This is a genomic window from Ralstonia sp. RRA, assembly GCF_037023145.1.
In the GTDB taxonomy this organism is placed as follows: domain Bacteria; phylum Pseudomonadota; class Gammaproteobacteria; order Burkholderiales; family Burkholderiaceae; genus Ralstonia.
Genome location: NZ_CP146093.1, coordinates 176,460 through 201,174, shown reverse-complemented (window position 1 = coordinate 201,174; position 24,715 = coordinate 176,460). Strand labels below are relative to the sequence as shown.

The 24,715-nt window shown below is 61.1% G+C and carries 25 protein-coding genes; 10 read left to right on the top strand and 15 right to left on the bottom strand.

Translation table 11 applies throughout. The features are described from left to right. Positions 1 to 305: 305 nt before the first annotated feature. Positions 306 to 1,613, top strand: a complete 1,308-nt coding sequence (locus V6657_RS27930) for a RepB family plasmid replication initiator protein (RefSeq protein ID WP_012435610.1) — start codon at positions 306 to 308, stop codon at positions 1,611 to 1,613. A 4-nt stretch (positions 1,614 to 1,617) separates the two neighbouring features. On the opposite strand, the gene V6657_RS27925 is transcribed toward V6657_RS27930, so the two are convergent. The 15 genes from V6657_RS27925 to V6657_RS27855 all read right to left on the bottom strand — a co-directional run bounded on the left by V6657_RS27925 (position 1,618) and on the right by V6657_RS27855 (position 16,014). Further along, entirely contained in the window at positions 1,618 to 3,339 is a 1,722-nt protein-coding gene (locus tag V6657_RS27925; RefSeq protein ID WP_012435611.1) for an ATP-dependent helicase, read from the bottom strand. Positions 3,340 to 3,446: 107 nt separating this feature from the next. Further along, positions 3,447 to 3,920, bottom strand: coding sequence for a hypothetical protein (locus V6657_RS27920; protein WP_012435612.1), 474 nt, complete (start codon positions 3,918 to 3,920; stop codon positions 3,447 to 3,449). A 136-nt stretch (positions 3,921 to 4,056) separates the two neighbouring features. Continuing rightward, positions 4,057 to 4,359: a flagellar transcriptional regulator FlhD gene (locus V6657_RS27915; RefSeq protein ID WP_012755739.1), complete on the bottom strand. Its 303-nt coding sequence runs from the start codon at positions 4,357 to 4,359 to the stop codon at positions 4,057 to 4,059. A gap of 148 nt (positions 4,360 to 4,507) precedes the next feature. Beyond that, entirely contained in the window at positions 4,508 to 5,374 is an 867-nt protein-coding gene (locus V6657_RS27910) for a hypothetical protein (RefSeq protein ID WP_012435614.1), read from the bottom strand. A 59-nt stretch (positions 5,375 to 5,433) separates the two neighbouring features. Further along, the gene (locus tag V6657_RS27905) at positions 5,434 to 5,994 is read right to left on the bottom strand and encodes a DUF4400 domain-containing protein (protein ID WP_225694716.1); all 561 of its coding nucleotides are present in this window, start codon (positions 5,992 to 5,994) and stop codon (positions 5,434 to 5,436) included. A 56-nt stretch (positions 5,995 to 6,050) separates the two neighbouring features. Beyond that, complete coding sequence (locus tag V6657_RS27900; protein ID WP_012435616.1) at positions 6,051 to 6,299, bottom strand: hypothetical protein; 249 nt, start codon at positions 6,297 to 6,299, stop codon at positions 6,051 to 6,053. Beyond that, the gene (locus V6657_RS27895; protein ID WP_012435617.1) at positions 6,271 to 6,777 is read right to left on the bottom strand and encodes a hypothetical protein; all 507 of its coding nucleotides are present in this window, start codon (positions 6,775 to 6,777) and stop codon (positions 6,271 to 6,273) included. The genes V6657_RS27900 and V6657_RS27895 overlap by 29 nt, the downstream gene beginning before the upstream one ends. A gap of 7 nt (positions 6,778 to 6,784) precedes the next feature. After that, positions 6,785 to 8,641 carry a conjugative transfer system coupling protein TraD gene (gene traD, locus V6657_RS27890; protein WP_012435618.1) on the bottom strand — a complete coding sequence of 619 codons (1,857 nt, stop codon included), beginning with the start codon at positions 8,639 to 8,641 and terminating at the stop codon, positions 6,785 to 6,787. Continuing rightward, the gene (locus V6657_RS27885; protein WP_012435619.1) at positions 8,638 to 9,900 is read right to left on the bottom strand and encodes a TraI domain-containing protein; all 1,263 of its coding nucleotides are present in this window, start codon (positions 9,898 to 9,900) and stop codon (positions 8,638 to 8,640) included. Before V6657_RS27885 ends, traD begins: the two co-directional genes overlap by 4 nt. A 4-nt stretch (positions 9,901 to 9,904) precedes the next feature. Continuing rightward, positions 9,905 to 10,975 (bottom strand): type IV secretion system protein, encoded by a 1,071-nt coding sequence (locus V6657_RS27880; protein WP_012435620.1) that lies wholly within the window; start codon positions 10,973 to 10,975, stop codon positions 9,905 to 9,907. Positions 10,976 to 10,986: 11 nt separating this feature from the next. Continuing rightward, positions 10,987 to 11,778 carry a conjugal transfer protein TrbJ gene (locus V6657_RS27875; protein ID WP_012435621.1) on the bottom strand — a complete coding sequence of 264 codons (792 nt, stop codon included), beginning with the start codon at positions 11,776 to 11,778 and terminating at the stop codon, positions 10,987 to 10,989. A gap of 56 nt (positions 11,779 to 11,834) precedes the next feature. Further along, positions 11,835 to 14,282, bottom strand: coding sequence for a VirB4 family type IV secretion system protein (locus V6657_RS27870; protein WP_012435622.1), 2,448 nt, complete (start codon positions 14,280 to 14,282; stop codon positions 11,835 to 11,837). Further along, positions 14,276 to 14,605, bottom strand: a complete 330-nt coding sequence (locus V6657_RS27865; RefSeq protein ID WP_012435623.1) for a VirB3 family type IV secretion system protein — start codon at positions 14,603 to 14,605, stop codon at positions 14,276 to 14,278. The genes V6657_RS27870 and V6657_RS27865 overlap by 7 nt, the downstream gene beginning before the upstream one ends. A gap of 2 nt (positions 14,606 to 14,607) precedes the next feature. After that, positions 14,608 to 14,952, bottom strand: a complete 345-nt coding sequence (locus tag V6657_RS27860; RefSeq protein WP_012435624.1) for a hypothetical protein — start codon at positions 14,950 to 14,952, stop codon at positions 14,608 to 14,610. A 12-nt stretch (positions 14,953 to 14,964) separates the two neighbouring features. Then, positions 14,965 to 16,014, bottom strand: coding sequence for an ATPase, T2SS/T4P/T4SS family (locus V6657_RS27855; RefSeq protein ID WP_012435625.1), 1,050 nt, complete (start codon positions 16,012 to 16,014; stop codon positions 14,965 to 14,967). A gap of 421 nt (positions 16,015 to 16,435) precedes the next feature. Here V6657_RS27855 and V6657_RS27850 point away from each other — a divergent pair, with 421 nt between their 5' ends. The 9 genes from V6657_RS27850 to pilP all read left to right on the top strand — a co-directional run bounded on the left by V6657_RS27850 (position 16,436) and on the right by pilP (position 24,715). After that, on the top strand, positions 16,436 to 17,149 hold the full coding sequence (locus V6657_RS27850) for a type IV secretion system protein (RefSeq protein ID WP_012435626.1): 714 nt from the start codon (positions 16,436 to 16,438) through the stop codon (positions 17,147 to 17,149). Beyond that, positions 17,146 to 18,027 (top strand): TrbG/VirB9 family P-type conjugative transfer protein, encoded by an 882-nt coding sequence (locus V6657_RS27845; protein WP_012435627.1) that lies wholly within the window; start codon positions 17,146 to 17,148, stop codon positions 18,025 to 18,027. Before V6657_RS27850 ends, V6657_RS27845 begins: the two co-directional genes overlap by 4 nt. A 10-nt stretch (positions 18,028 to 18,037) precedes the next feature. After that, entirely contained in the window at positions 18,038 to 19,249 is a 1,212-nt protein-coding gene (locus V6657_RS27840) for a TrbI/VirB10 family protein (RefSeq protein ID WP_012435628.1), read from the top strand. Positions 19,250 to 19,268: 19 nt separating this feature from the next. After that, a complete protein-coding gene (locus V6657_RS27835; RefSeq protein ID WP_012435629.1) occupies positions 19,269 to 20,042 on the top strand; it encodes a lytic transglycosylase in 774 nt (257 codons plus the stop codon). Then, positions 20,039 to 21,289 carry a hypothetical protein gene (locus V6657_RS27830; protein ID WP_012435630.1) on the top strand — a complete coding sequence of 417 codons (1,251 nt, stop codon included), beginning with the start codon at positions 20,039 to 20,041 and terminating at the stop codon, positions 21,287 to 21,289. Before V6657_RS27835 ends, V6657_RS27830 begins: the two co-directional genes overlap by 4 nt. Continuing rightward, on the top strand, positions 21,286 to 21,762 hold the full coding sequence (locus V6657_RS27825; RefSeq protein WP_012435631.1) for a lytic transglycosylase domain-containing protein: 477 nt from the start codon (positions 21,286 to 21,288) through the stop codon (positions 21,760 to 21,762). Before V6657_RS27830 ends, V6657_RS27825 begins: the two co-directional genes overlap by 4 nt. Before the next feature lie 17 nt (positions 21,763 to 21,779). Further along, positions 21,780 to 22,304, top strand: a complete 525-nt coding sequence (locus V6657_RS27820) for a toxin co-regulated pilus biosynthesis Q family protein (protein WP_012435632.1) — start codon at positions 21,780 to 21,782, stop codon at positions 22,302 to 22,304. Positions 22,305 to 22,405: 101 nt separating this feature from the next. Next, complete coding sequence (locus V6657_RS27815) at positions 22,406 to 23,992, top strand: pilus assembly protein PilN (protein ID WP_235180683.1); 1,587 nt, start codon at positions 22,406 to 22,408, stop codon at positions 23,990 to 23,992. Between the two features lie 105 nt (positions 23,993 to 24,097). Continuing rightward, complete coding sequence (gene pilP / locus V6657_RS27810; protein ID WP_225694717.1) at positions 24,098 to 24,715, top strand: type IV pilus biogenesis protein PilP; 618 nt, start codon at positions 24,098 to 24,100, stop codon at positions 24,713 to 24,715.

Sequence of the window (24,715 nt, the reverse complement as noted above, 5' to 3'; positions counted from 1 at the left end):
ACCCGAGACGACTTCAAGAGTCTGTCGCCCCTTCCAATGCTTACGAAATGGGCAAATGAGCGCTATGGAGCACAATAGATGGACGGGCAACTGCGGAAAGCCCCCCAAATCCGTTCACCTTTCGAGGAATGCGGGGCCGAAAGCCCGCGTAAAAGGTGAACGTTTTTGGGGAGAGCGAGATCAAGAGTCGAACACTCAGGCAGCGAGCGCTGTCCCTTCCTGGCAACGTAAGATTGCCAAACGAGCGCTATAGGTGAAAAATCTACCCCTAGTTTTTCACCTATAGCGAACCCACCCACTAGGTCATGGCACGCGTACCCGAAGCAAAGAAGGGTTCCCAGATCGCCCTGTTTCAACAACAGGAGGCTCCTGAGCCGTTCAAGAAGGCGGTTCAAGCGATCCACGTTTCACCGGTAGGTAGTGCGCTGTCGCTCCAGCAGCGCCGCATCTTCAATGCACTGATCAAGAACGCCATCGAGCAACGCCTGGCAGGCCGAGAAACAAACAACACGTTTCAGGTCTCTATCCCTCAGATGATGGCAGCGCTCGACCTCACCACGAAGGACAACGCATACATCAAAGAGACCGCAAAATCGTTGATGCGCACTGTCGTGGATTGGGATCAGCTCAATAGCGACGGCACGTCGACATGGACGGGTTCAACACTCATTGCCGGCGCCAAGATTGTGGGCTCCGTCTTGTCGTATTCGTTCGCTCCGCAGATCAGTGAGGAGCTACTGGATCCCCAACGGTACGCAATGATCGACATGCGGATCGCCAAGCTGTTCCGGCGGTCCTATTCGCTTGCGTTGTGGGAGAACACTGTACGGTTCGAACGGATAGGCCTGACCGCACGTATCCCACTGGCCACCTTTCGCAATCTCATACTCGGACGCGAAGAGAGCGAGACCAAATACAAGGAATACAAGATCTTCAAGCGAGCGGTGTTGACGCCGAGTATTGCCGAAATCAATGATGTATCAGACCATGAGATCGAGTTGATCGAGCACAAGGTCGGCCGAACCGTCGGTGAGATTCAATTCAAGATCAGTCGCAAAGTGAGCGCACTGGAGGAGGAGCCTCACCAAGACCTAGTCAACACAGTGGTCAAGTTCGGTGTCCCGCATTCCGAGGCCAAGCGCCTCGTTCGCACGTTCGGAGCCGAACGCATCCTGGAGGCAATCAGCTACACGCGCGCTCGACAAGCGAAGAAGGGTGTTCCGCCGTTGGATAACATCCCGGCGTACTTTCGCAAGTCGCTTACGGAGGATTGGGGCAAGGGCGCGGGCAAGGCTGAGTCTGCCGGAGCTGGTCAACAGCAGCAGAAGCCGTTGGCACGAAGCCCAAAGAATGAAGAGGATGCGCGGGCGCAATACCTCGCAGCTCGCATTCCGCATGCGCAGGGCTACTTTGGGGAACTATCCGCTGACGATCAGTCGGCGATGCTCTCGCGTTACAACGATCAGTGTTCTGTGAAGGAGTTGAAGGTCGTCGCAGGCAAGAAGCCCTCCAAGGCAGCGGAATCGAATTTTTTCGAATGGGTGGCACACGAAACTTGGGGCGAACCCAATGCCGGCGAAATTCTGAACTTCGTGCTGTCGGGAAAAGTCTAGCTGATTATTTCGACACACCGGCTTCAAGAACGAATCGAGAGGTTGGATTCTTCTTCGCCGTGCTCATCTCAAGACGGTCGCGCGCACGGGTCATGGCCACGTAGAACAAGCGACGCTCCTCGGACTCTGTGCTCTTCTCGTTCGGCACCACGGTTTCTTCAGCCCTGATGATGCATACGTGATCCCACTCCAAGCCCTTTGAGTTGTGCATGGTCGTGAGAATCAGCGCGTCGGCCGCCGGTACGTTGTTCTCGCGCCGCAGGAAGGCGATACGATCCGAGAATGGACCGTTGAGGCGGCTCAGCACGTCGTAGGTCGTGGTGACCGCACGCTTGGCGGTGTCTGCTTTGGCACGTTGAGCCATCCACTCGTAGACACCTTCCAGCACGAGCGGATAGAACTTCCGATCGCAGAGACCGCGCCATTCGGCAAGCCGCTTCATCAGCTCCCGGTACGTGTCCGCGGTGCTCTCGGCCAGGCCCATCTCGACCAGCTCCTTGCGCGGCCGCTGCTCAAGACTGGGACCGATCCGGCTGTGCAACGTCTTGAGGTCTTGCGCTCCGACGCCAGCGAACGCCAGCACGGCATCGAGGCCGTTGGTCTTCGTTTTCTGGATGAGTTCGAGCAGGTTGCACATTAGCGCGGCCTCGGCCCGGCTCAGGATTGATTTGCCGGACGCTCGGAAATACTTCACGCCATGGGAGCGGCAGACGGCCTCAACTGGGTCGAGGATACGGTTCGTTCTTGCCAGGATCGCTGCCGATTTGCTGGCGCGCATCGACGCTGCGAGGGCCTCCACTGCGTTCACGGCCTCGGCATATTCGTCATCGAAGCGCCGAAACGAGATGTGGCCGCCGGGGCCACGCGCGGCGACCAGATCTTTGCGGATGCGCTCCTTGTTGTTCCGAATGACGTTGTCGGCAGCGGCGAGGATTTCTGACTTGCAGCGATAGTTCTCCCCCAGAATCACGGGACGCGCGTCGAACTCCTTGATGAACGACTCCATGCCTCGGAATCCGAGCGCGGCCCTGAAGCCGTAGATGCTTTGGTCATCGTCACCGACTACGGTCACGATCGAGCCACTGCGCGCGTGCTGCGCGACCCACTGGTATTGCAGCGGATCGGTGTCCTGGAACTCATCGACCAGCAGGTGCGTGAAAGGGTAGGGCGAGATGGTTCCGCGCTCCATGCCCTCGATGGCCATACAGAGCATGTCCTGGAAGTCGAGCTTCCCGTTCCGCGCCAGCGCTTGTTGGTATGCCGAATACAGGCGCTCCTCAACGCTGCCAGGCGGAACCCTGCCGAAGTCCATTTTGATTGCCTCGATGGCGGCCAAAGCGGCTTCTTCCTTCCAATCAAGGTCGGCTTCCTTCAGGGCTTGTGCAACCAGCGCCAACTGGTCCCCCTCGTTGGCGATGTCCTGCTGCTTGCATCCCTTTGGTGTGAGCTGCTTGAACGCCAGCCCGTGAAAGGTCCCTGCCAACAGGCGAGCCTTCGATGCCGGCCCGGCCAGCGCGCGAATGCGCTCCTGCAGTTCCGTGGCCGCCTCCTTGTTGAAGGTCACAGCACCGACCCTGCATGCGGGATCGGCGAGAAGAATGGCTGCCTTGGTCGCAATTGTCTTTGTCTTTCCGGCGCCCGGGCAGGCAACGGCGACACAGTGCAGGCGTAGGTCTGCCACTTCGCGCTGTGACGGGTTCAGTTCGTCTAGGATTGACGTGGGCATCTGAGAAACCAATACGGTGGCCAACCCCGAGCCTGCGATGGCCGATGGGGTCGGCAAGTGGCCTGCGAGCCGGGTGAAGCTTCTGGAAACTCGCAGGCACCCGGGACTTAGGCTCGACGGACCTTCTGAAGCGACGAGCGGAATGCGCGCAGGCTGTCGTTGAAGGACCCAGAGAACAAGTACCAACCCCAGCCCAGAAGCGCGAAGATGCTGTACATCAGCGCCAGATTCATCCCCGCTTCGCGCGCCGAAGCGTCGATCGACTGCTGTTCGAAGCCAAACGTCTTGCACAGGGCCTGCGGCGGGGGCAAGCCTTTGACGGCAGACGTGGTGTCCTTGCATGTCTGCATCGTGATATAGCCAGCCGGAGCCGCCGGATACTTGGCTCTATCAGCGACGGACTGGAGCAGCTCGCGCGGGATCGCGGAGAATGAGAAGTCACTATGGATCGCAAGCAGTAGGCAGAACGCGACGCTCGGCACGACAACCAGCAAGCGGAAAGCCCAACCACCCCAGAATGCGATGTGGCGGACCAGCGTCCATGCGACGGACAGCTTTGTCAGTGTGGCCTGTGAGTTCATGGTGTTCCCAATGGATGTGTAAGCGGTTAGCGATCGAGTGCGTCGCCACTCCATAAATGGCAGTGACTCGCAAAAACCGGCAATCGGCTTCAAAAAATGTCGGTGGAGTAGACCGCTGCGCGCCGAACCCGGGGCGTCACGCAATCGCGGGGGCCGCCTTGCCCGCCGAGGCAGGGCTTTCCAACAGCTCCAGGCGAGGTCCAGCCAACAGCGCAGCGAGCACCCGATCATCAAAGTGGATGCGGCACAAAAACAGATTGGTCTGTGCCATGCGCACGCATGCCTCTTCGTCGAGGGTCAGCAATGCCTCGCCCATCGATTGAGAGATACCCAGCGCAGTTGTCGCCAGGGCTTGATCGGTGGCTAGCAGCCTGCGAGCAAGGCGCAGATACGCGATATTGAGAGATCGAATCTCGCTCAGCAGCGATGTCGCTTCCATGGTGATGTCGTTTGCAGGCGATTCAGGAAATGCCGAGCGCATGTGGCCCGCCGCCGGCGGAACCCTCTGTGCCGATGCGTACGCCGTACCGCCACCAACAGGTGAAGATACGGCGGAGGTCGTCCGGCAGGGCACGAGCGCGCTCAGATCAGATGTTGCGCACGGTGGTCATCAGACGCAGGTGCGTCGTGTAGCAACGAATGGCCAGCGGTTGGAACTTGCGCAGGAAGCGATTCACTTCCTCGTTCACGTCCGACTGATCGCGGATGGCGTTCCACACCATGAAGTCGAAGTGATCCATGGCCCGGTCGAACTTGTTCAGCACGCCCAGAGCCCGCATCGAGAAGGGCGAGTATGCTTCGACCACCATCTCCATCGACGGCTTTGTGACCGACGGCTTCCAGATCATTGCGCCGCTGGATTCCATGTCCTTCTCGCGTGCTGCGCGATAGCCCTCGGCGACGCGCAGCTGCTCATCGACGTAGGCTTCCAGATTGGCCATTTGTGTCTCGAAGTGCTTTGTGATGGTCGACAGCTCCGACGCGGTGAACGTGCTGTGTCCGAAGCGGGTCAGGTTGATGGTCATCCGGTTCATGAACGGCCACCACTGCTCGAACAGGGGCTTGAGGCGCGTGTGGTTGAGTTTGACCATAGTCTCGACAACAGACGCACCCGCGAGCTGACGGGTCAGGATCTGGCGCCCCAGTTCGCGCCGGCGGGACACGATCTTGGCGCGATCATCCGGCGACATTTCGCGGAACATTTTGCGGGTGCGCGCAACCTCGCCCTTCTGGCTGTCCGCGTCGGCCGCCGAGATCAGACTGTCGCGCTGCAGCGCATCGACCGCGCTCTCCATCTCGTTGAGTTCTTGTTCAACGTCGGACGGTGTTGTTGCGCCTGCCGTATTCGCTGCGGCGCTGGATTCAACTTCATCGTTGGGAAGGGTATCCCCGTTCGTCGTCACGGCAACGTCGGAGTTGTCGGCGCCTGCAACCTTATCGATCGTGTTCTGCATGGTGTGCTCCTTAAAATTTGCTCCCAAAATGGGCGCCAGTGGGACGGAATGAAACGCGGCTATCGGCCTACGTGAAACGATGCAGCCATCCGCCAGCCGAGCACGCCCAACACCAGCGCGCCGACTGACCACCACATCGTGTTCAAGGAAAATGGAAACAGGAGGGCGGACGTGCCCAATCCCAGGGTGATGACCGTGGCGTGTGCCGCCACGTGAAAAGCAACGGGGCTTGCGAACCCGGCAGCAGCTGCTTTGATTCGGCGCGAGACGGCACCGTCGTTCATCATGGCCATGCCGAAGACGAAGGCACCGAATGCCCACGAGAGAGCGACGTTCGCGCGGAAGATGCCTCGGTAGATGGACATCCAGAAGTGCCGCAGCCAAGCGTTGCTCATGTCCGTCGCGCCAGCGTCGGAGATATCGGTGCTGTTCGGCAGCGTGGACGTCCACGCCTTCATGGCGCCAGACTCGACGAACCAGTGCCGAAACTGCGTGTTGGTCCGATCCGCAGCCCGCGTCGCCGCGGTGTCTCCCAGGTTCAGTTCAACCGACGCCAGTTCGGCGTCGGAAATCTCGAATGTGGTATCGCCTTCGAGGAAGGGACAGCCGACCGCGAGCATGATCGGGGCAACAAGCGTCCACAGGCGAAGGTGCGAGGCGAAGCGACTGTCAGCCATCAGAGCACCACGCGCAGGATCAGCAACGCCGGCGTCACGATGACGGAAGCCAACCCAAACCAGAACAGCGCCGGTCGGCGAAGTGCGACGCTCTGCAGCGCGAAGCACAGTGCTTCGCGGCCGCGGGCGTACTCGGGCGGAATCTCGGCCAGTTCCTGCAGGTAGCCTCGGGCGGCGAGTTCGATACGGCCGACCGTATCGAGATCGAGCCGGGACACCTTAGCGATGAGCGAATTCTTCAGCGACATCGTATTCCTCGAAATAGCGGCAGAAGACGTGCCCACTGAGCACCCGCGCAGCCATTTGCATGGCAGCGCTGCGCGGCGTCACGTCGTCAGGGCAGGGCTCATCGACCATGCGGCACTGGTAGCCGGCGCTTTGGCGTGCCTCGAAGTCCGGGATGGGTTCCTGCAGTGGTGCCCAGACGTGGTACTTCTCGCCCTTGAACGCGGCGTAGCGCATGGAAAAGATCTCGTGCGAGCGGGTGAAGAGGCCGCGCACGAAAGCAATATTCGCGTCGCCCTCCTTGCGCGCCTGGCGGTAAGCCGACAACGCATCCATCAGCATCTCGGCCACGAGGGGTTCTTCGCGCACGCGAAAATTGACGCCGAGAAAATCGACGACGCGCTTGCAGGAGTCATCCAGCTCCGGGAAGGCGATGAAGACGGGCGCGAGCTTCGACGAAAGCTTGTACTGGTTCACGACTTGTCGAAACAGACTGGGCATGCTGCAGTTATCCTTGGATGATGGGAATGCGACCTTGGTAGACCGAGCCACCGGAGATGCGCATGAAGTACTGGAGGTTCGGCAGTTCGGTGATGAGGCGTGGCGGAATCAGCGGCGCCTTCTCCAACTGCGTCGAGCGAGATACGGAGCCGCTGAATTCCCCGACGTGCGACTCGGAACCTGTGCTTGCGCTGCTCGACACCACGATGTTGCGAATGGCTGTCTCGCCCACCTTGTCGGAGAACCATTGCGCGGTGTCGGTATCCTCAAGGCGCAGGATGATCTGGTTGTTCAGGTTGCCGAGCACCTGCAGCATCTTTGCAGCACTGCCAAGCTTGGCTTCCAGGTCGGAGCGGCTTTGGAACGCCACGAACGACCGGAAGCCGGCGCCACGGCCTTTGTTGAGAATCTGGATCACCTGCTCGTTGATGGCTTCGGCCACCTCATCGACCAGCAAGACGATGTCGGGTGGCGTCTCGTAGAAGTTGTAGATGGCGCCCGCGACAGAAGCCACGTCGGCCAGCAGCATGGAAGCGATCGCCTTGGCGACGATGCTGTTGGACATCGAATCCAGGCCAACGTACAGGACGGCCTTCTGCTTGATCACGCGCTCGATATCCCAGATCTCACGGTCATCCGTGAAATCGTCGGCCTTCGGCGCGAGCATGAGACCGGTTTCGCCGGTAGCCAGCATCTGCAGCAGCGGCAGCGCCGAGGCGATGATCCGCATGTAGTGCTCGCGATCGTGCACGAAGGTGGCCACCAGGCCGTCGATCGTCTCGTGGCCGAGGCCCTTCTTTGCGAAGTTGTCGACGTAGAGCTGAACCATCCCCTGCAGAGGATCCACCCCGCCCTTCTGGGCGATGCGCTGCAGAAAGCCTCTGGCCTCGTCTTCCCAGTCGAGCATGCCCGCTTCCGGAAAGAATCGGCGCAGGCATCGATCGAGCAGACCATTGATGCCGGACTGTGCGTAATTCAGGATCGAGCGGAGGTTCGGCTTGTCGCCGACGTACAGCTCACCCTTGACTGCGCGGTCGATGAAGAGGAAGGCAAAGTCGCGGAAAGGGCCTTCTTCCATCAGTTGGGAGACGCGGCTGGCGATTTCCGACGGCTGCGACCAATTCTCAACCGGATTCATCCGAATCGATTCGGACGGCGCAGCCTGCTTCCAGTACAGGAACTTGCGACCGGCACGCTTGCATTCACGCTCGACGCGCTTCTTGAAGTCCTTGTCGTTCTTCGGGTCGACAATAATGAGGACGTCTTTGTTGGGGCTGTGAATGACCTGTGTCGCAATCAGCTCGTAGGTCTTGGTTTTCCCGGCACCCGTGGTGCCGCTCACGGCCGTGTGACCGCCGAGCGCCTTATAGTGCAGGGGCACTTCGATCTTGTTGGGTTCCATCCCGTGGATCCAGGACTTGCCCTGCGGGGCCGTGTCGGGGACGCTGTTGGGCGGCGCAAACGCGGTCTCGATTCGCTTGGCGACTTTCGGCGGGAGCCACTTCGGAAGACCCGGAATTTCGGTGGACGGCATGCGCAAGATGTCGTGCGCGATCTGGCAATGGCGCTGCGTCCATTCGAAGCCGTTACCGAAGTACATCGCGTCAAGGTCGGCTCGCATGCGGGCACTCGTGCGCAGCAGCACGTCGATCTGAATGAGGGTGAGCCAACGCGTCGAAATCGACATGCGAAAGGCCAGCGCCTTGCGCACCTGGTAGGCGCGCGCCACGAGGAACAGAGCACAAATGACCGCGAACGCCCATGCGTGGGGCATGCCGGACAGGGGGAGCAAGATCAAACCGATCAGCCAACCGACGGCCGCGCGGGCCTCGAAGATCGGGCGAAAGTGGCTCACGTAGTTCATTGCTGCGGACGGGCGAGGATCAGCGAGCCAATGCGCTCGACCAGCACGATGTCAGCGCCCTGCGAGCTGGCGAGGAGGTTGAGCTTGCGCAGGTTGTCCACCAGCGTTTCGCTGGCGATGCCGTAGCTGCCGAGAATCCGCTTTTGCAGCACCAGCCCCTTTTCGGCCCAGTGCACGGCCACCTTGCCCGACTCGACGTCCTGCACGAGTGCGCGGAAGAACTCGCGCATGAGCGTGCTCGCAGAACTCAGGATTTCGGCAAACGGGTCTTCCTGTTTGACCGTTGGCTCTTTGGGCACCTGCATCGAGTCCAAGTCGAACAGTGAGCTTTGGGTGTTGGGCTTCTCCGATGTCGGCGCTGGCGTCTCAGGCGAAGCTGAAGCGGTTGACGTCGGCGTGGCCTTGGCCTGCTCGAACAGCGCCGAGACGCTATCCGCTGCCGACGGCTCGCTCTTTGCCGCCTTGGCTTTGGGCTGCGATGGACGTTTCTCGGCCGCCGGGGCCGGTTGAGCGTGAGCGGCAAATCCGTCCTCCAACGTCTTCGCGGGAGGAATCGGCGTGGTATCGGGGGCAAAGCGCGCGCGCCGTGCTTTGTCCTCGGTGTCGCAGGTCACCGCCACGGCTTGACGCAGGACCTTGTGCAGCAGCGACTCGGTACCGGCCGGGCGGCTCTCCGGATTGATCGCACCGAAGAGGTCGGTTTGCACCATGCTCTCGAGCAGCTCCAGCCGAGTGTTGCCGAGGATGGAACGTGCGAGCAGGGCGGTACGCATCCGCTCGATGGGCAATGGCGCCTCTCGGCGTTGCACACGGTATTCGCCACCTTCCAGCCAAGCCGAGAAGGCGCCATGCGCGGCAGGGCTCCACTCGGCCTGGTCTCTCAGTCGGTAGAACTGGAAATGGCGGAACGGTTCGTCCAGCCAGGTGCAGCACGCCGCGAGGAACACGGCATACAGGTATTGTGGTTCGAGCTTGCGCCGACGCTCCGAGGGCTGGTCGGCGCCGAACTTCTGTCCCCCGGATAGCCGCAGGGCGTAGTAGACGGTCTCGACCGTGGCGCGAAACGCGCCACCGGGTTCCGGATGCTGTTCGGGGCGCAGCGGCATCGACGAATACCAGTCGGCGCAGGTTTCGAGCACGGACAACCACTTGCGCTCGAAATCCGCGCTCGACGACTCGTTCGCGTACTGCCGAACGAGGTCCAGCCGCGAACCGAGCGTGGCGGTCAATGCAGCGATGGGCATTGGCGTGTGGTTCATATCGTCAGCCCGCCATGCGCTTGCCAAGGCCCCACGCCGCCTTGATGCCGCCCTTTACGGCCCCGCCGCTGATGCCGGCACCATTGCCAAACAGCTTGCCTGCAATGCTCGGAATCTCGAACGAAATGAACAGCAGGAAGATGCTCAGCACGAGCGCATAACAGGCGCCCGCCATCGTGTCGGTACCGATCGAGTTCACGTCACCGAGTGAAGATGCGAACGACGCGGTCACCAGCTTCGACATGATTGCCGCGACCACTGCATACAGAGAGCCGGACACCATGTAGTCAAACCAGGCGAGGAAGTATTTGCGCGTGAATTCGGAAAAACCCAGGGCGACCGCGAGCTGGCCGACGACGATGCCGATGGCCACCTGAATTTGACCGAGCGAGATGTAGAAGTTGTAGATCACCGATGTCGCCACCGTCACGGCGAAGGCAAGCAGCAGGGGGATCAGGGCCAGGGCCACCCCAATCTTCTGGTACCAGGTCGCGGCATTCAGGGCATTGCCGTAGGAGTCCCACAAATTGCCGGCCGTCGTGGCCAACGTCGCACCGGGCGAAAGGTCGCCGCCGGCGATGGACGTGGCCATGGTGTTGAAGTACTGGTAGATGCCTGGCGCGAACCGCTCGTATCCCACATAGATCGCGGCGAATATCCCGAGCGTCGCCATCTCTTCCAGGAAGTTCGTCCACGCGGTGACGGGGTGGTGAGCGCCAGCGAAGCGCATTGCCGCCAGGACAATGGTGATGATGCCCAGCGCCGCCGCGAACTTGGCGGCTTCTGGGGTAATCGTGTGACTGATACCGACCGCGGCATTGATGACCTGCGCCGTCGAATCGGTGAACTTCTTGAGCGCGCTAGAGATGGCTTCCCCGACCGCGCCTTTCGGCCCGGCGAGGTTGGGACCGGATTGGTTATCCGCGCCTGACCCCGCAGAGCCGGTGGGAGACGGCGTCGAGGGTGTCGTGACAGGGAAGGTCGCGTCTGCCTGCGCCGTTGCACCTGTCGACAACGCCGCGAGGCAGACCAGCAACGCTATGCGCATCAGGCCCATCAGTCGAGGAAAGCTCATCTGTGCCACTCTCACTGGGCGGTGCTGCTGCGCGTGTACACGGACTGGCGCAGCTTCTGGAGCTGAGCGTCCTGGCTGGAGATCACGCTCTGCATGGCCGCCGTTTTTTCTTCCGTGTCGGCGTTCTCCTTCCGGTCTTTCACGGCGTCAGCCTGCACCTTGGTGCCAATCAGCTTGATGAGGTCGGCGTTCTGGCTGGAGAGCAGGTCCAGGTATTGATTGGTGGTCTGGGCGGTGGCCTGCGCCGTCGGGCTCAGCGTCATCTGTGACTGCAGGTCCTGACGACGTTGGGCCAGATGCGCGATGTTCTTGGCGACGTCGGTGCCGGCATCGAACAAGGCTTGCGCCGTCTTATTCCCAGAGGTCAGGAGCGTGCGTTGGTCCTCGAACCATTGCGCGGGCGACTTGCCGGACACCACCACCAGGCCGTTCACCTTGTCCAAGAAGCTCGCATCGCTGGAGACTGCCCCGTAAAGCTGCTGGAGCACTTGGCCGTAGTCCGAGTAGCGCTTCACGTCCGCCAGGATCGAGTCGATCTGCGCTTGGTTCTTGATGTCATCAAGGCCCACAGCCTGCTGGAGCTGGTTCAGCATCATCTTGTACTGGTAGATGATGTTGGTGTTCTCGTACACCTCGGTCTTCAACGCTTGCGCCGCGCTGATGGTGTTCTTGAGGAAGTTAGCGGCATCGAACACCGGCCAGCCGGAGGCATGGGCGGGGCTCGACAGCACGACGGCGGATGCGGCCACGACGAATGTGCCGCGCATCTTTCGCAAAGTTGCAGAGAATGTGGTCTTGAGCATGGGTGGCTCCTTCGATTGAGAGATGGCGCAACGCAGCGCCGTGGTACGACTTCGGCTTAGGCGGCCAGAAGTTCACGCACGTAGCGGTCCTCCCAGCCATCGCCCTGCATGTAGTGCTTGTCGAAAACCGCTTGCGCCTTGCCGTCGGAGCGCAGCCGGGCAACCATCTCAGGCTTGAAGTCCGTCTGGAGCATGCGCGACGTGGTCCGGGTGACCCACAGGTAGTCGCGGTTCGGCACGGCGTCGTTGATCATTTGCACCTGGTCGACGGTCAGGCCGAACGTGTCGCAGTACAGGTTCTTGCTGGTATTGGCGAGGCTGTTGGGCAGGTAGATGAAGTTCGCGATGGTTTCCTTCAGCACCTCGAAGTCGGTAATCCGCGCGATCTGGCGCAGCGACTGTGTTGCCATCCACACGGCACCGTTGAGCTTGCGGATGGTGGTCAGCCACGTTTCCAAGCGCCTGTAGAAGCGTTCGTACTTGAAGAAGAAGCCCGCCTCTTCAATCTCGATCAGCGTGAATCGCTGACCATCCATGCTCTTGCTGATCCGGAAGAAGGCGTAGTCTAGGAATAGAACCGCCGCGCGCTCGTAGTTGATGAGCAGCTCACCCATCTCGATGGTCAGGTCATCGCTGATTTGGAACGCGTCGTCGACGTTGTCGAAGAAGTCACCGTACTGACCACCCTTCATCCAGAGCTGCAGCCGCTCGCGCAGATCGGCGTGGATCAGTGTGGCGAAGAAGGACAGGGTCCATTGCTCGCGGCTATAGCCGGCCAGAATCTGAACCGCGTCGAAGATGTCCGTCTTCTGTGTGGGGGTGAGCCTGAATCCGTCTTCGTCCTCGATGGCCAAGATCAGCCATTCCGTCACGTAGGCGTGGTTCTCCGCCTCGCCGAGCAGGGACAGCGGGTTGCAGCGTGTGGCGGTCGCAAACTTACCGGTGACATCGATGAATTGACCACCACCGAGTTGCGTGGTGATGCGTGTCGACCGGTCCTTATCAAACCGGATGCGCCGGGGGTTATGGCGCCCCGACTGTGACATGAGGAAATTCAGGAATACCGACTTACCGGCACCGATCGGGCCGATCACGAAGAGGTGGCCATTGCCCCCGGGCTCGTGCATGTCGACGCGCTGGGCAGTCAGGTGGCGTGTCGGCAAGCAGGTGAGTGGTGGCATCTCCTTGCCGGCCTTGTCCGAGAGCCAGTCGTTGCGGGTCGGCCCCGGATTGATCGTACAAATCGGGGCGACGTCCGACACGGCCGGTGTTTCGACAAATTGCAGGCGCCGCTGGTTGTCCCAACGACCGGGCAGCGTGCAGTTCCAGGCGGGCATCAGGTTCGTACCTTCACGAATCGTGCCGAACCCCGCGTTACTGATGGCGCCAACGACCAGACTGACCGCGTCCGAGCATTCCTCTTCGGTGTTGCCGTAGACGATGACGGAGATGTTGGCGAAGCCATGCTGCTGACCATCCGCGGTCAGCCGGCGAAGTGCCTGACCCGCCTCGTCGGCGAGCTGTTCCCGGCCCTCATCGTTCTCCTGTTCTTCCTTGGCAGCGAACTGCTTCAGAATCTTCCACAGGTTGAAGCTCGCCATCTTGTAGAAGCTGCGGATCTTCTCGATGTAGACGTTGGCCTTGGAGTTGTCCAAGAAGCGGTAGAGGACGCAGACGTCCAGCTCAACATCGAGCTTCGTCAGGACGTCCAGCGCCGCTTCTTGGAAGCCGAGCCATTCCTTGACGGCGACCACGGCCGCGTAGCGCATTCCATGCGCCGACTCAAAGAGCAGTTGCTCGGCACCCGGCGTCACGATCGACTCGGTGAGGTGGGTGTCCAGCAGCGTCATCGGGAAGCGAATCCTGCGTGGCGGCACCGATGGGTTCGCCGCTTGATGCAGAAGTGCCATGGACTCCTGCAGCATCTGCCGTTTGAGCCCGATCTTGGTGTTGCCGCCAACAAACGCATCGAGCATGCCTTCGAAGCGCTTGGCATCGGCCTGCGTCTTGGCAAGATCGAATGCGAACGCGTTGCGCGCGAGGAACGTGTCCTTTAGCGACTCGAATAACGCCGCGACCAGCCCCTTGCCGCCCACCGTGACGTGGTAGCTGATCTTTTCGAAGATCTTGTCCAGGCCGGATGCGGGCGTGTAGCTGAGCGCGAGCGAGTGCGTGTTCTGGTAGAACTTGCCCGATGACATGTTGGCCCGATTGAGCTCGTCGATCTTGGCGTCATGAGCACTGGCGAACTCGCCGGCGATGTAGTCGTGTGCGCGGCGGTGCTTGATGCGCCACCACGCAGTGATGCGACCGTCCAGGCTGCGGCAGGCCTGATCGAGCTGATCCCGAGCGGATGTGATCTCACTCTTGTTGGGGTGGTCCGCGTCAACGCCCCCCAGCCCGTAGGTGGCCAGCAAACTGCCATCCTTGCCGAGCACCAGCGAGGGCGTGATAAAGGTGAGCCAGGGAGCGATTTCCTGGATGGGCCGTTTTTTCTTCAGCATGGCAGATCACTGTCGAACCCGTAGGGCCGGCGAAAGCGCGCGCCGAGCTTGCCGTGCCAGGGGCCTGGCTCGTACAAGTCGCCATAGCGGTCATAGACCATCAGGATTTGGTTCCACCACGGGTCCTTGTTGGTCAGCCAACGCAGCGCCATGTGAACCACCATGCCGAGCGCGAGGAATCCACAGATAAACTGCCAACCCGCCCGGTAGGTGATGTAGACCAGCACTGCGGTGAGCGTGCCGTTGGCAATGGCGAAGCCACGCACGACACCACCGATCATGCGAGGCAGTGACAGCGAGCGACTAACCTTGTGCTGGCGCATGGTTAGACGAACGTGCAGTACGTGGCGGAGATGCCGAACTTCTGCAGCAGCGGGATACAAGCCGCTGCAATGCCGATACCGATACCAATCGTCGAGACGAATTTGACGATGGTGGATTCGGACTGCGCGATGGCGATTGCACCGATCACGATCACAATCACGCCGCCCGCGAGCAGGTAGCCGCTCTTGACGAAGTTCGCGATCATGCAAACGAAACCGGACAGAGAGGCCAATTCGTCGGCGCGGGCCTCCGCCCCATAGAGCAGGGTGGTGATGGCAACGGCTTGTGCCACCGTGCCGCGCCAGGTGGTTGCGCGTTTGAGCAGGCGCTGGACTGCTTGGATCATGATGAAACCCCCTTAGAAAACACGTTTGATGACGTAGTCGTTGTTTGCGTAGCCCTGGATCTCCAGAATCTCGGAGACGTGCCGCATCTCGCCCGTGCGCCGCATGTGCACGACGTAGTGGAAGCAGTCGGCGATGAGCTTGCGCATGTCGCTCAGATCCCATCGCGAGCCGAGCGGGATGCCGAGCATGGCGAGGCTCTCCAGGCGGGAGAGCGCAGTGCGGCCGTTGTTGGCGTGCAGGGAGCCCATCCCGCCGTCGTGGCCGGTATTGAGGGCTTGAATGAAGTCGAAGGCCTCGCCGCCACGCACCTCGCCAACCAGCACACGGTCGGGACGAAAACGCAGGCTCAGCGCGACCAATTGCTGGGTCGTGACCTTCTTGTCGGGATTCGAAAGAAGACGAACGCAGTTCGGGACGCTTAGCTTCAGTTCCTGGGTGTCCTCGATGGAGATGATTCGCTCTTCGTGTGGAATCTCGCCAACGAGCGCGTTGAGAAAGGTGGTTTTGCCGGACGATGTGCCACCGGCGACGAGCACGTTCTTGCGCTGCCGCACCATGGTCGACAGCGCGTGCGCGAGCCCGTCGTCGGAGACGTCGGGCGGGAAGATGATCTGATCGTCGTCAGGGTTGCGCGCGACGGAAGAAGAGAACGCGCCCATCGCCGTGTAGTCGGAGAGCGTCAGGTTCTTTTCACGGTGACGGCGAATGCTGAGGGCGTGCCCGTCGATTGCGGTCGGGCGCATGACTGCGGCGATCCGCAGCCCCTTATGGCCGGCGTTGATGATCCCTTGATCGGTGCCTTTGACCGCCGATTTCTCAACCGACGAAGCCAGCGCGCGGATTGCGCCTTCAAGCTTCTTGGGCTCCAGCATGAGATCGAGACGCTCCAATCGGCCCTTGCGTTCAACCCACACGCTGTTGTGGTGATTGATCATGACTTCGGCCACGGTCGCCTCTTCAAGCACCGGTTGAATCGGCTTGAGCGATTCAAAGAACATCTTCACGGCGCTTTCTTCGAGCGGCGTGAGCTGATTGGAATAGGGGTCATGATTCGCGGTCATGGCGCTATTCTTTTGGAAAACGGATCAGGCCCTCGCGGCGAAAGCGGGGTCATTTTTTTCAGCTTTCGCGGAATGAATGCATTGGCGACGATGCAAGGCTCGAAGAGCTGGGGTGCTCAACTGCGCTAAGACCGTCTTGCTTGTCGCGCAGGACGTAGAACGACAATCCGGGGCGGATACCCGCGATGGACCAAAGTGCGGAAAGCCTCTATGCGGATGGGCGCTTTCCGGGGATTTATCCCGAACGCGGTAAACCAACGCGCGCTTTTTGGCACCCAAACTTCACTCCGTGAACGCGCTAGTCAGGTGGCTCACCGACTGACATGACATCGGTGAAAAGCTCGCAAATATCGCGGGGCTTTTGAATCAAGCGTCCGCATTCATTCCTGATTCAATTGTCGGCATCTAATTGGGTGCCGGAATGGGTCTTTTCAAAAGCAAGAAATCCGAACAAGCGAAGGTGCTTTCACCGCATCCCGGCATGTATGCGGAGAAAAGCATTGCCCAGGCCGTCTTCGATCAAACGACCGCGGTCAAGGTCGACCGCAACCATTGGAAGATCGCCTTCTTGATTGCGAGCTTGACGGCCCTGGTTGCCGTGGCGACGCGCGAGCCGGCACCTTCCGTGGTGAAGTCCTATGGCGTCAGCTCCGACGCCAACGGCCAGCCCCTGGTCAGAGTGCTGCAGCCCTACGAGCCGAAAGGACGTGACCTGACGGTCGGGTTCAAGGACCTCATCACGCGCTGGTTCACGATCGAACCGATGCTGACGCCGGTGGTCGAGGATGCGCGGATGTACAAGAGCATCAAGTCCGCGAAGGAGCAGATGGTTGGGACTGCACGCAAGCAGTTCGATCAATGGTTTGACGAGGACGCACCGTTCCGGGCCGTGACGTCCAGCCCGACGCTCACCCGCGAACCCGAAATCAAGAACATCGCGCCGCTGCCTGACAACACCGTCGCCGTCGAATTCATCGCGACGACGAACGAAGAAGGCCAGAAGCCCAAGCGCATGCGGTACGCGATCACGTTCCGCTACGAAATCAAGCCTCCCCAAAGTGATGCGGAGGCGCTGGGTCCGAATCCGTTCGGGATCTACCCAGTCTTCTTCACCCTCCAGAAGACCCCGGCATGACCATGTCCCTATTGCGCACAACTTCCTCGGCGCTCGCATGCGCTTGTCTCGCGCTGGCTGTTGTCGGAGGCGCGTGGGCTGCTGCCGAGCGCCCCGCGAAGCGCGCCGAACCTGTTATCCCCCCGCTGAACTTGGGATCAATGGCGGATGCCATGAACCCCATGAATCCGTTCAACGGTGGAGCGGAACCGCTGGCTATGCCGGGCGATTCCCGCCTCGTCGTCTTTACGTACAGCAAGGATCAGATTTATCGCGTCCTGACCGCGCCACTGAAGGGAACCACCATTGAGTTCCCGGACGATGAGCAGATCGTGTCGGAGCCGGCGTGGGGTGACAGCGTGCGCTGGGAATCGTCAACGGACAACGGCAATCATCTCTATCTCAAGCCGCACGCTGCCGGTCTGGTCAACACCCTGTCGGTGACCACAAACAAGCGCTCCTACGAGTTCACGCTGGTGTCGTCCCCCCTGGGCGGGATCTTCTACCAGAAGGTTCGCTTCCGCATCCCTGAGACCGTGATGGCCAAGATCAAGGCGCGGGCAGATGGCGAGGCACGCGAGCAGGGAGAGCGTCCGGCGAACACCGTCGGCGTTTCGCCGGACAAGCTCAACTTCGACTATTCGACGTCGGGAAGCGCGGACTTCAAGCCCGACGCTGTCTTTGATGACGGCAAGCTCATCTGGATGCGCATGCCCGCGACTGCCAGCGAGTGGCCCGTCGCGCTGGTGAAGGACGGAAGTGATTTCGTCGTAGCGAACTTCATTCGCCGAGGCGACTACCTCGTGCTGCAGCGCCTGGCAGAGACCGTGGCGCTTCGGTCGGGTAGCACGGAGGTGATCGTGCGCCGCGGCCGCGGTCGCTTCTTGGGTCTCTTCTAAAGGATCGGCCGTGGCTAAGCAGGTTGAGGACGTGACCGACGCTCGCGAGCGAGTCTCCAAGGGGAAGATCCCCAAAGGGATTATCTACGTCGCAGCAGGCATTGCTGCGGTGCTGATCGGCACGCTTGCCTTCTACTACCAGAGCAAAACCGACGCCGAAGTGAAAGAGGCGTCGGAGGAGCAGCGCGCGGAGAAGATGAAATCGCGGGCGACGGCGGGTGAGGCGTCGCAGAACCTCGGCCAGCAGATCCGTGCCCAGCAGCAGGCCGCCAAGGATGAGGCGTCCCGCCAAGAGGCCTCTGCGGTAAGAGCCGACTCCGGTCAGCGCGCACCGGTCATGTCGGCGAAAGACTTCACGACGGGCCGTCAGGGCACCGAGGTGATGGGGAAGAAGAATGAAGAGGACAGCATCTTTACTGCGCCGCTCTACAAGGCAGGCATGAACAAGGTGCGTGACAACGCACGCCCGAAAGTCGACCTTCAAGGTACGCTGGACCCTGCGTCCATGCGGGCGATGCAGCAGGCTGCCGCAGCGGCTGCCAACGCAACCGGCGCACCGCCTGCTGATGCTGCGCCCGTCAACAGCGATCAACAGTTTCTGAAACAGACAGCAGCAACGAAGTACGAGCGCACAGGTATTGCGGGCCGTTTGCCGAGTTGCACCGTATCCCAGGGCTTTGTGATTCCAGCGACGTTTGTCGGCGGCAACAACTCGGATAAGCCGGGCGAGTTTCGCGCGATGGTGTCGCAGAACGTATGGGACACGGTGGATGGCACCTGCCTCGCGATTCCGGCAGGTTCGATGCTGGTTGGGACTTACAGCAGCGACATCAGCATCGGGCAGGAGCGCCTTCTCGTGGCGTTCACCCGTCTGCAGCTCCCCAATAAGAAGTGGGTTCCTCTCGGCTCGATGCAGGGTGCCGACACCAATGGCTATTCCGGTGTGAGCGGGGACGTCAACAACCATTTCTTCAAGATCTTCTATGGCGCGGTTGTCATCGCCGTGCTGGAGCAACGCTTCAACAATCAGCAGACGGCGACGACCTCCAATTCGAACGGCCTGACTACTTACGGCAACGCGGCGGGCCAGGTCGCCACACAGACGGCGCAGACCATCCTGAACCGCAACCAGAACATTCGGCCGACCATCACCACGGAACCTGCCCAGAAGCTGTTGGTACAGGTCAAGCAAGACATCGTCCTGGAGCCGTACCGTGAATAGGGCGATTGGGCTTCTCCTGATGGCGGCCTGTGTGTCCGCGCACGCCGTGGTGGTCGATGCGGTGATTTCACCGACGGCCTACGTCGTGCGCGACGGTGGACAGGTTCGGCTGCAGACGCTTCCGGGCAAGCCGGTCTTGTACTGCGGCCTGGGCGCCTTCGAAACCTGGGCTCAGCGTTTGGTCGGCCAGGAGTTCCAGATCGGGTCCGCGCGACAGCCCGACGGAGTGACTCATGCCGAGACGCTTGTCAGCGTTGTTGCCGGTGCCGGGTGGCTGCGTCCCGCCTCGTTGGATGACGCGGGTCAAGCCGCCATCGTCGAGCGCAAGGGCGGTTGGGCCTGCGCACCGAAAGCCGCCCCCTTTGCGGAATTCAGTGATCGCGTCGATCCGACCATCCTGGCCGGCATTGCGCTGAACGAATCGTCGTATCAGGGGCGACCATGGCCGTGGACGTTGAACGTCGCGGGGCGTGGCTACTACTTCGCCACCCGAGACGATGCCTATGGTGCCATCCGCCGCCTGATCGAGGCGAAGCGGTGCGATTTCGATGTCGGAATCATGCAGGTGAACTGGTGCTACCACGGCCAGCGCTTCGCATCGCCCTGGGATGCCCTGTCGCCTGCATCGAACATCCGTGTCGCGGAAACCATCCTGCTCGAAAACCGGCAACGCAGCGGCTCTCCGATGAAGGCGGTCGCTTGGTATCACAGCGCTGACCCCGCGCGTGGAGGGCCCTACTTCGCCCGATTCCTGAACCACCTGAAGCGGCTGGACTCCGCCAATAGCCCATGACGAAGTTCCGACACCTCGCTTTGCTGCTGCCCGTTCTGTCCGTGCAGGCCTTCGCCGCAGACACCGATCCGCTGGATTTCGATTACCAGGTGGTGGCGCCATCCACGGCTCGCCCCGCGATGATCTTCAACGACGGGTCGAGCACGTACATTCAGCCGCGTGCCGGGCAGACCATCGTGGCCGACAACGGGCAATCATCCGGTCCGTACATCATGGTTGATGGTGTCCCCGACGTTCTGCACTTCACTGCGAACGGGCAAATGGTGACGGCGCGCTGGAAACGCTCCAACGCGATCACGCGCGAGCCGGCGAATCCGTCGGGGGACTTGCCCCATGGGTTCACTGGCTTCTCCGGCCGCATCGCGATGGTCGGCGAGCACGGCAATCTGCAACTCGTGCGTCCCGGGAGCGTCACGCAGCCGCTGGCGCAAATCGTCAAGGCGATAGCTCCCAGCGGTTGGACGGGGACCGCCCAAAAGACCATTGCGCTGACGGAGGAGACGACGTTCGTCACGCGGGATGCCGAGAACTGGCTTCAGGCGCTCGGGCGGTTGCTGGACCAGAAGGGTCTCTACGCGGAGGTCGACTTCGGCCGTCGCAACATCGCGCTGCGTGTTGAGCCGCCCAAGTCGATCGCCGTGGGCGTCGCGGTGGCTTCGTCCGATGCCAGCAACGGCGCGAATGTCGGCAACACAGGTGCGCCAGCAACGGTCCCAAACGATCAAGGCAGTGGTGACGGTGGCGTGGCCAGCTCGCTATTGGCCGAGGCGTTTGACGCGCAGGCCATCCGCGACACAAAGGCCGGGACGATTCAAATTCGCTTTGCGACGAAGCCTGAGGGTCTCCAGATCAGGAACAGCGAGGGCAGCAAGCAGGGCCTGACGTGGCTGGACGGTGATCGCGTGGTCGCGTTCGATACCGTGGATCGTTTCACCGTCTCTGCCGCGGGTAAGGCTGTCGAAGTTCGGCGAGCTGCTGAGATTCGCTATGACTTCGCGGCCGACAACGCAGCGGGCCTCGAATCGGTCTTCGAGAAGGACAACGCGACCTACCTCGTATTCCGAACTTCAAAGGCCAATGTGAGCGCACGCAACGACAACGGCGAGGGCTCGGGCGAACTGAAGGACCGCTACTTCAAGTTCAACGGAATCGCTGAGCGCTTGACTGTGGTGGCCGACGGCCGCTCAGTGATCGTGGAACGTGTCCCTGAAGTGCGCTTCTACGAGCGCAAGGCGAGGGTGGAATGAGCGGATCACGACTCCGAGTGCGAGACGTGAGCGGTGCGAAAAGGCTGTTCGCTTTTTTCGCACTTCTGCTGGCTCTTGCCAGTTTAGCGCGGGCGGATTGTCTCGACGACGCGGCCAATTACTACCGGCTCGATCCGACGCTCGTTCGCGCCATCGCGTGGCACGAGTCCGGCATGCGGCCGCTTGCTGTCAATCGCAACTCTAACGGCAGTGTTGACGTTGGCCTCATGCAGATCAACTCCTCCTGGTTTCCGACGCTGGCGCGTGTGGGCATTGCCCCTGAGCACTTGTGGAATCCCTGTGTTAACGCCTACGTCGGGGCGTGGATTCTGAGCTCGAACATCGCGCGCCTGGGGCCGAACTGGAAAGCCGTCGGCGCATACAACGCCACTTCACCGGACAAGCAGTTGCGCTACGCCAACCAAATCTACGCGCGCTGGCAGGCATTGCAGCGCGCTGGTGCCAGTCATTGACACATTGCGAGACCGTTATGAGAAGCCTTCTTTCCCACAAGCGCATGGCCGTCATCGCGATGGCTGCATGCACCTTCGTTTCCTCCGTCCACGCGGGGACCCGTACCCAGAGCGTTGACGGCGATGGTTGGCAGCCGCTTGGCAGCAGTGTTCGCAAAGCAAGCGTCGCTGGCCAAGCCAATCGCAACGGAGCCTCCGATCCCAACACGCTCGTCGCCGCGGCTTCCGCGTTGGCGAGTACCTCACCTGAACCAGCAGTGTCAGTCACGTCCGTTCCCTCAAATAGGCCGTTCGAACTCATCGCCGACGAGTCAGTAGAGCAGCAATTGCTTGAGTGGGCGAGGCGCGCGGGTTGGAAGGTCTTGTGGAGGGTGCAGGACGCATGGGTAGTGCCGGGCAATAAATCCTATGGCGATGACTTTGAATCTGCTGTGAAGCGCGTCACGGAAGACTTGGCAGCCAACGGAACAGACGTGCTCGGCGACAGCTGGCGCGGCAACCACACGATCGTTATCACCCAGAACGGAGCAGCTGAGCAATGAGGATCTTCTATCAACCGAAGCTGATCGCCGGTGCTGTGGCAACGGTCTTGAGTCTGTCGGGATGCGGTATCGCGGAGGTGCGCGGCATCCAGAAAGACGCGATGCGCGACACGCGCGCGCAGCTCGACGCTGCCCCGAGCAGCCGCCCGGTCTTCCAGATCCATGAGGGGGCATGGCTTCTTGGCGAGAAGGTCAAGGCGACCAAGCCGCAACCGGAACTCTTCAACAAGCCCGTGTCGTACAACGACGCACGGGACCGCATCAGTACGCTTGCCGACGTTGCCGACTGGATTGCTCGCACTTACAACGTACGGGTGGTCATCGATCCCTCGGTGAATGCACCGTTCCCCTCGGCGCAGTCCATTGTGACCACCGGCGCAACCGGCGCAGTCAAGGGGCCGCAACTACCCGCAGGGCTCGCCACGAGTCTTGCAGGCGCGCCCAACGCAACGTTGGCCGCCCCAGGTGGCATGCAGTCTGGGGCCGCAGCGATGCCGACGCAGTCACCGCTGCACTACGTTGGCGATTTCAAGGGTTTTATGCGGACGAACGAGCAGCGCTACAACGTCTACTCGCGCTTTCGCGACGGCACCCTCACGTTCTTCCGAGTCGAGACCCGGAACTTCACGTTGCCTGACATGGGAGCCTTCGCTTCCATGAGCGGGACGATCTCCAGTGACGGCAACCTGTCTTCCAGCTCGGGCGGCACGTCGGCTTCTACCACTAGCTCCACATCTGGCGGTTCAAGCGGTTCGGGCACCGGCGGACAAACAGCCAGCCAGTCGTTGGAAGTGAAACCGTGGAAACGCTTGGAGGAGATCGCCAAGCAAATTGCGGGGAATGGTGCGGAGGTCATCGCCGACCCGAATCTGGGGACTGTCACTGTCACCGGGACGCCGCCACAGTGTGATCGTGTTGAGGACTGGGTCCGTACTCTTGATGCCATGTTCGGTAAGCAGGTCGCCATCGACGTGCGCATCTACGAAGTCCGGCTCAATCAAGAGGACAACTACGGCTTGAATCTCTCGCTCGGGTACAAGAGCGGAAATGGGCACACCGGTGCCACGTTCACCGGGGTGGCGCCGCCAACGGTGTCGAGCAACGCGACACCCATGTCCGTCGGCGCGACGATTGTCGGCGGCAAGCTGGACGGTACCAAGGTGGCAGTGCAAGCGCTGTCGACGCTGGGCAACGTTACGCAGGTTGTGTCGCGTTCGGGAGTTACCCAAAACGGCAAGGTCATGGCAATGCAGTCTGCAACTTTGCAGGACTACATCCCGAGCTCGCAGACCACGTTGGCGTCGAACGTGGGTTCCACGTCTTCCATGCAAACCGCCCCTGACATCTCCGGCTTCACAAGCACGTTCACGCCAAAGGTTGTCAACGGCCGCATCTTGATCATGTTCGACATGACCCTGTCGAATCTGAACCCGCTACAAGAACAGACCCAGGGCAGCGGGGCCTCCTTGTCCAAGGTGCAGCTGCGAACCAAGCCACTGGCACGTTTCCAGCAGACCGTCGGCCTGAAGCCGGGCGAGTCGCTGGTACTTACCGGCTTGCGCGATCAAACGACCAGTACCACGAACAACGGCGTTGGCTCGCCCTACGTCCCAGTGACGGGCGGTGGGGTGGATGCCGCAAAGCGCGAAACGATGATTGCCGTCGTTATCACCGCACGGCTTCTTTGATACCTGGGGTTCATGATGAATCGACATTTCTTGTCTGCAGCGGTTGGACTTGCGCTGAGCGCCGGTGCAGGATTTGCAATTGCGCAGGGTGCCTCGGCGCCTCGCATGGAGAAGGCGATGCAGGCCGCTCAATCCATTCGTGATGCGCAGCCTTCGGCAACAACAACTCCGCCAACGACAACACCTGCGGCTCGTACCGCGCAAGTTGCAGAAACGTCTGTACGGCCAACCCAGGCTGCTCCATCACCCCAGGCGTCGATTCCTGTTGCGGCTGCGCCTTCGCCGAAGACCGAAGCCGCTCAGGCAGGTGCTGAGGCCGACGAACTCAGCATCCTGCAACGGCAAGCGGCAGTCCTGAAGGTCAAGGCTGAAATTGCGAAGTACCAGGCGGACATCAAAAGCTCGGAGTCGCGCGCGATGCAGGCTGCAACGAGCGTGACGCCTGGGCAGGCAGGGGAACCGGGAGTTGTTCCGTCGCTGGTCGTTCCCGGCAACGTTACGAAGCCACCGATTCCGCTACCTGCGGCCAAACATGGGAAACCGCGTCTGGTTCACATCGGGGGAGCTGACGGCGTCTACTCGGCTCTCATCGAAATCAACGGCATCACGATTTCGGATGCAGTGGCTGGCACTCAGCTCGGCGATGGCTGGCAAGTCATCGGCGTCGATGCGAAACAAGTCAGAGTGGGTCGCGGCAAGCAAGTTCTGAAGCTCGCGGTGTGA

Coding starts and splice junctions, on each gene's coding strand:
- V6657_RS27930 (WP_012435610.1), top strand. CDS start 306: ATGGCACGCGTACCCGAAGCAAAGAAGGGTTCCCAGATCGCCCTGTTT.
- V6657_RS27925 (WP_012435611.1), bottom strand. CDS start 3,339: ATGCCCACGTCAATCCTAGACGAACTGAACCCGTCACAGCGCGAAGTG.
- V6657_RS27920 (WP_012435612.1), bottom strand. CDS start 3,920: ATGAACTCACAGGCCACACTGACAAAGCTGTCCGTCGCATGGACGCTG.
- V6657_RS27915 (WP_012755739.1), bottom strand. CDS start 4,359: ATGGAAGCGACATCGCTGCTGAGCGAGATTCGATCTCTCAATATCGCG.
- V6657_RS27910 (WP_012435614.1), bottom strand. CDS start 5,374: ATGCAGAACACGATCGATAAGGTTGCAGGCGCCGACAACTCCGACGTT.
- V6657_RS27905 (WP_225694716.1), bottom strand. CDS start 5,994: ATGCTCGCGGTCGGCTGTCCCTTCCTCGAAGGCGATACCACATTCGAG.
- V6657_RS27900 (WP_012435616.1), bottom strand. CDS start 6,299: ATGTCGCTGAAGAATTCGCTCATCGCTAAGGTGTCCCGGCTCGATCTC.
- V6657_RS27895 (WP_012435617.1), bottom strand. CDS start 6,777: ATGCCCAGTCTGTTTCGACAAGTCGTGAACCAGTACAAGCTTTCGTCG.
- traD (WP_012435618.1), bottom strand. CDS start 8,641: ATGAACTACGTGAGCCACTTTCGCCCGATCTTCGAGGCCCGCGCGGCC.
- V6657_RS27885 (WP_012435619.1), bottom strand. CDS start 9,900: ATGAACCACACGCCAATGCCCATCGCTGCATTGACCGCCACGCTCGGT.
- V6657_RS27880 (WP_012435620.1), bottom strand. CDS start 10,975: ATGAGCTTTCCTCGACTGATGGGCCTGATGCGCATAGCGTTGCTGGTC.
- V6657_RS27875 (WP_012435621.1), bottom strand. CDS start 11,778: ATGCTCAAGACCACATTCTCTGCAACTTTGCGAAAGATGCGCGGCACA.
- V6657_RS27870 (WP_012435622.1), bottom strand. CDS start 14,282: ATGCTGAAGAAAAAACGGCCCATCCAGGAAATCGCTCCCTGGCTCACC.
- V6657_RS27865 (WP_012435623.1), bottom strand. CDS start 14,605: ATGCGCCAGCACAAGGTTAGTCGCTCGCTGTCACTGCCTCGCATGATC.
- V6657_RS27860 (WP_012435624.1), bottom strand. CDS start 14,952: ATGATCCAAGCAGTCCAGCGCCTGCTCAAACGCGCAACCACCTGGCGC.
- V6657_RS27855 (WP_012435625.1), bottom strand. CDS start 16,014: ATGACCGCGAATCATGACCCCTATTCCAATCAGCTCACGCCGCTCGAA.
- V6657_RS27850 (WP_012435626.1), top strand. CDS start 16,436: ATGGGTCTTTTCAAAAGCAAGAAATCCGAACAAGCGAAGGTGCTTTCA.
- V6657_RS27845 (WP_012435627.1), top strand. CDS start 17,146: ATGACCATGTCCCTATTGCGCACAACTTCCTCGGCGCTCGCATGCGCT.
- V6657_RS27835 (WP_012435629.1), top strand. CDS start 19,269: ATGGCGGCCTGTGTGTCCGCGCACGCCGTGGTGGTCGATGCGGTGATT.
- V6657_RS27830 (WP_012435630.1), top strand. CDS start 20,039: ATGACGAAGTTCCGACACCTCGCTTTGCTGCTGCCCGTTCTGTCCGTG.
- V6657_RS27825 (WP_012435631.1), top strand. CDS start 21,286: ATGAGCGGATCACGACTCCGAGTGCGAGACGTGAGCGGTGCGAAAAGG.
- V6657_RS27820 (WP_012435632.1), top strand. CDS start 21,780: ATGAGAAGCCTTCTTTCCCACAAGCGCATGGCCGTCATCGCGATGGCT.
- V6657_RS27815 (WP_235180683.1), top strand. CDS start 22,406: ATGCGCGACACGCGCGCGCAGCTCGACGCTGCCCCGAGCAGCCGCCCG.
- pilP (WP_225694717.1), top strand. CDS start 24,098: ATGGAGAAGGCGATGCAGGCCGCTCAATCCATTCGTGATGCGCAGCCT.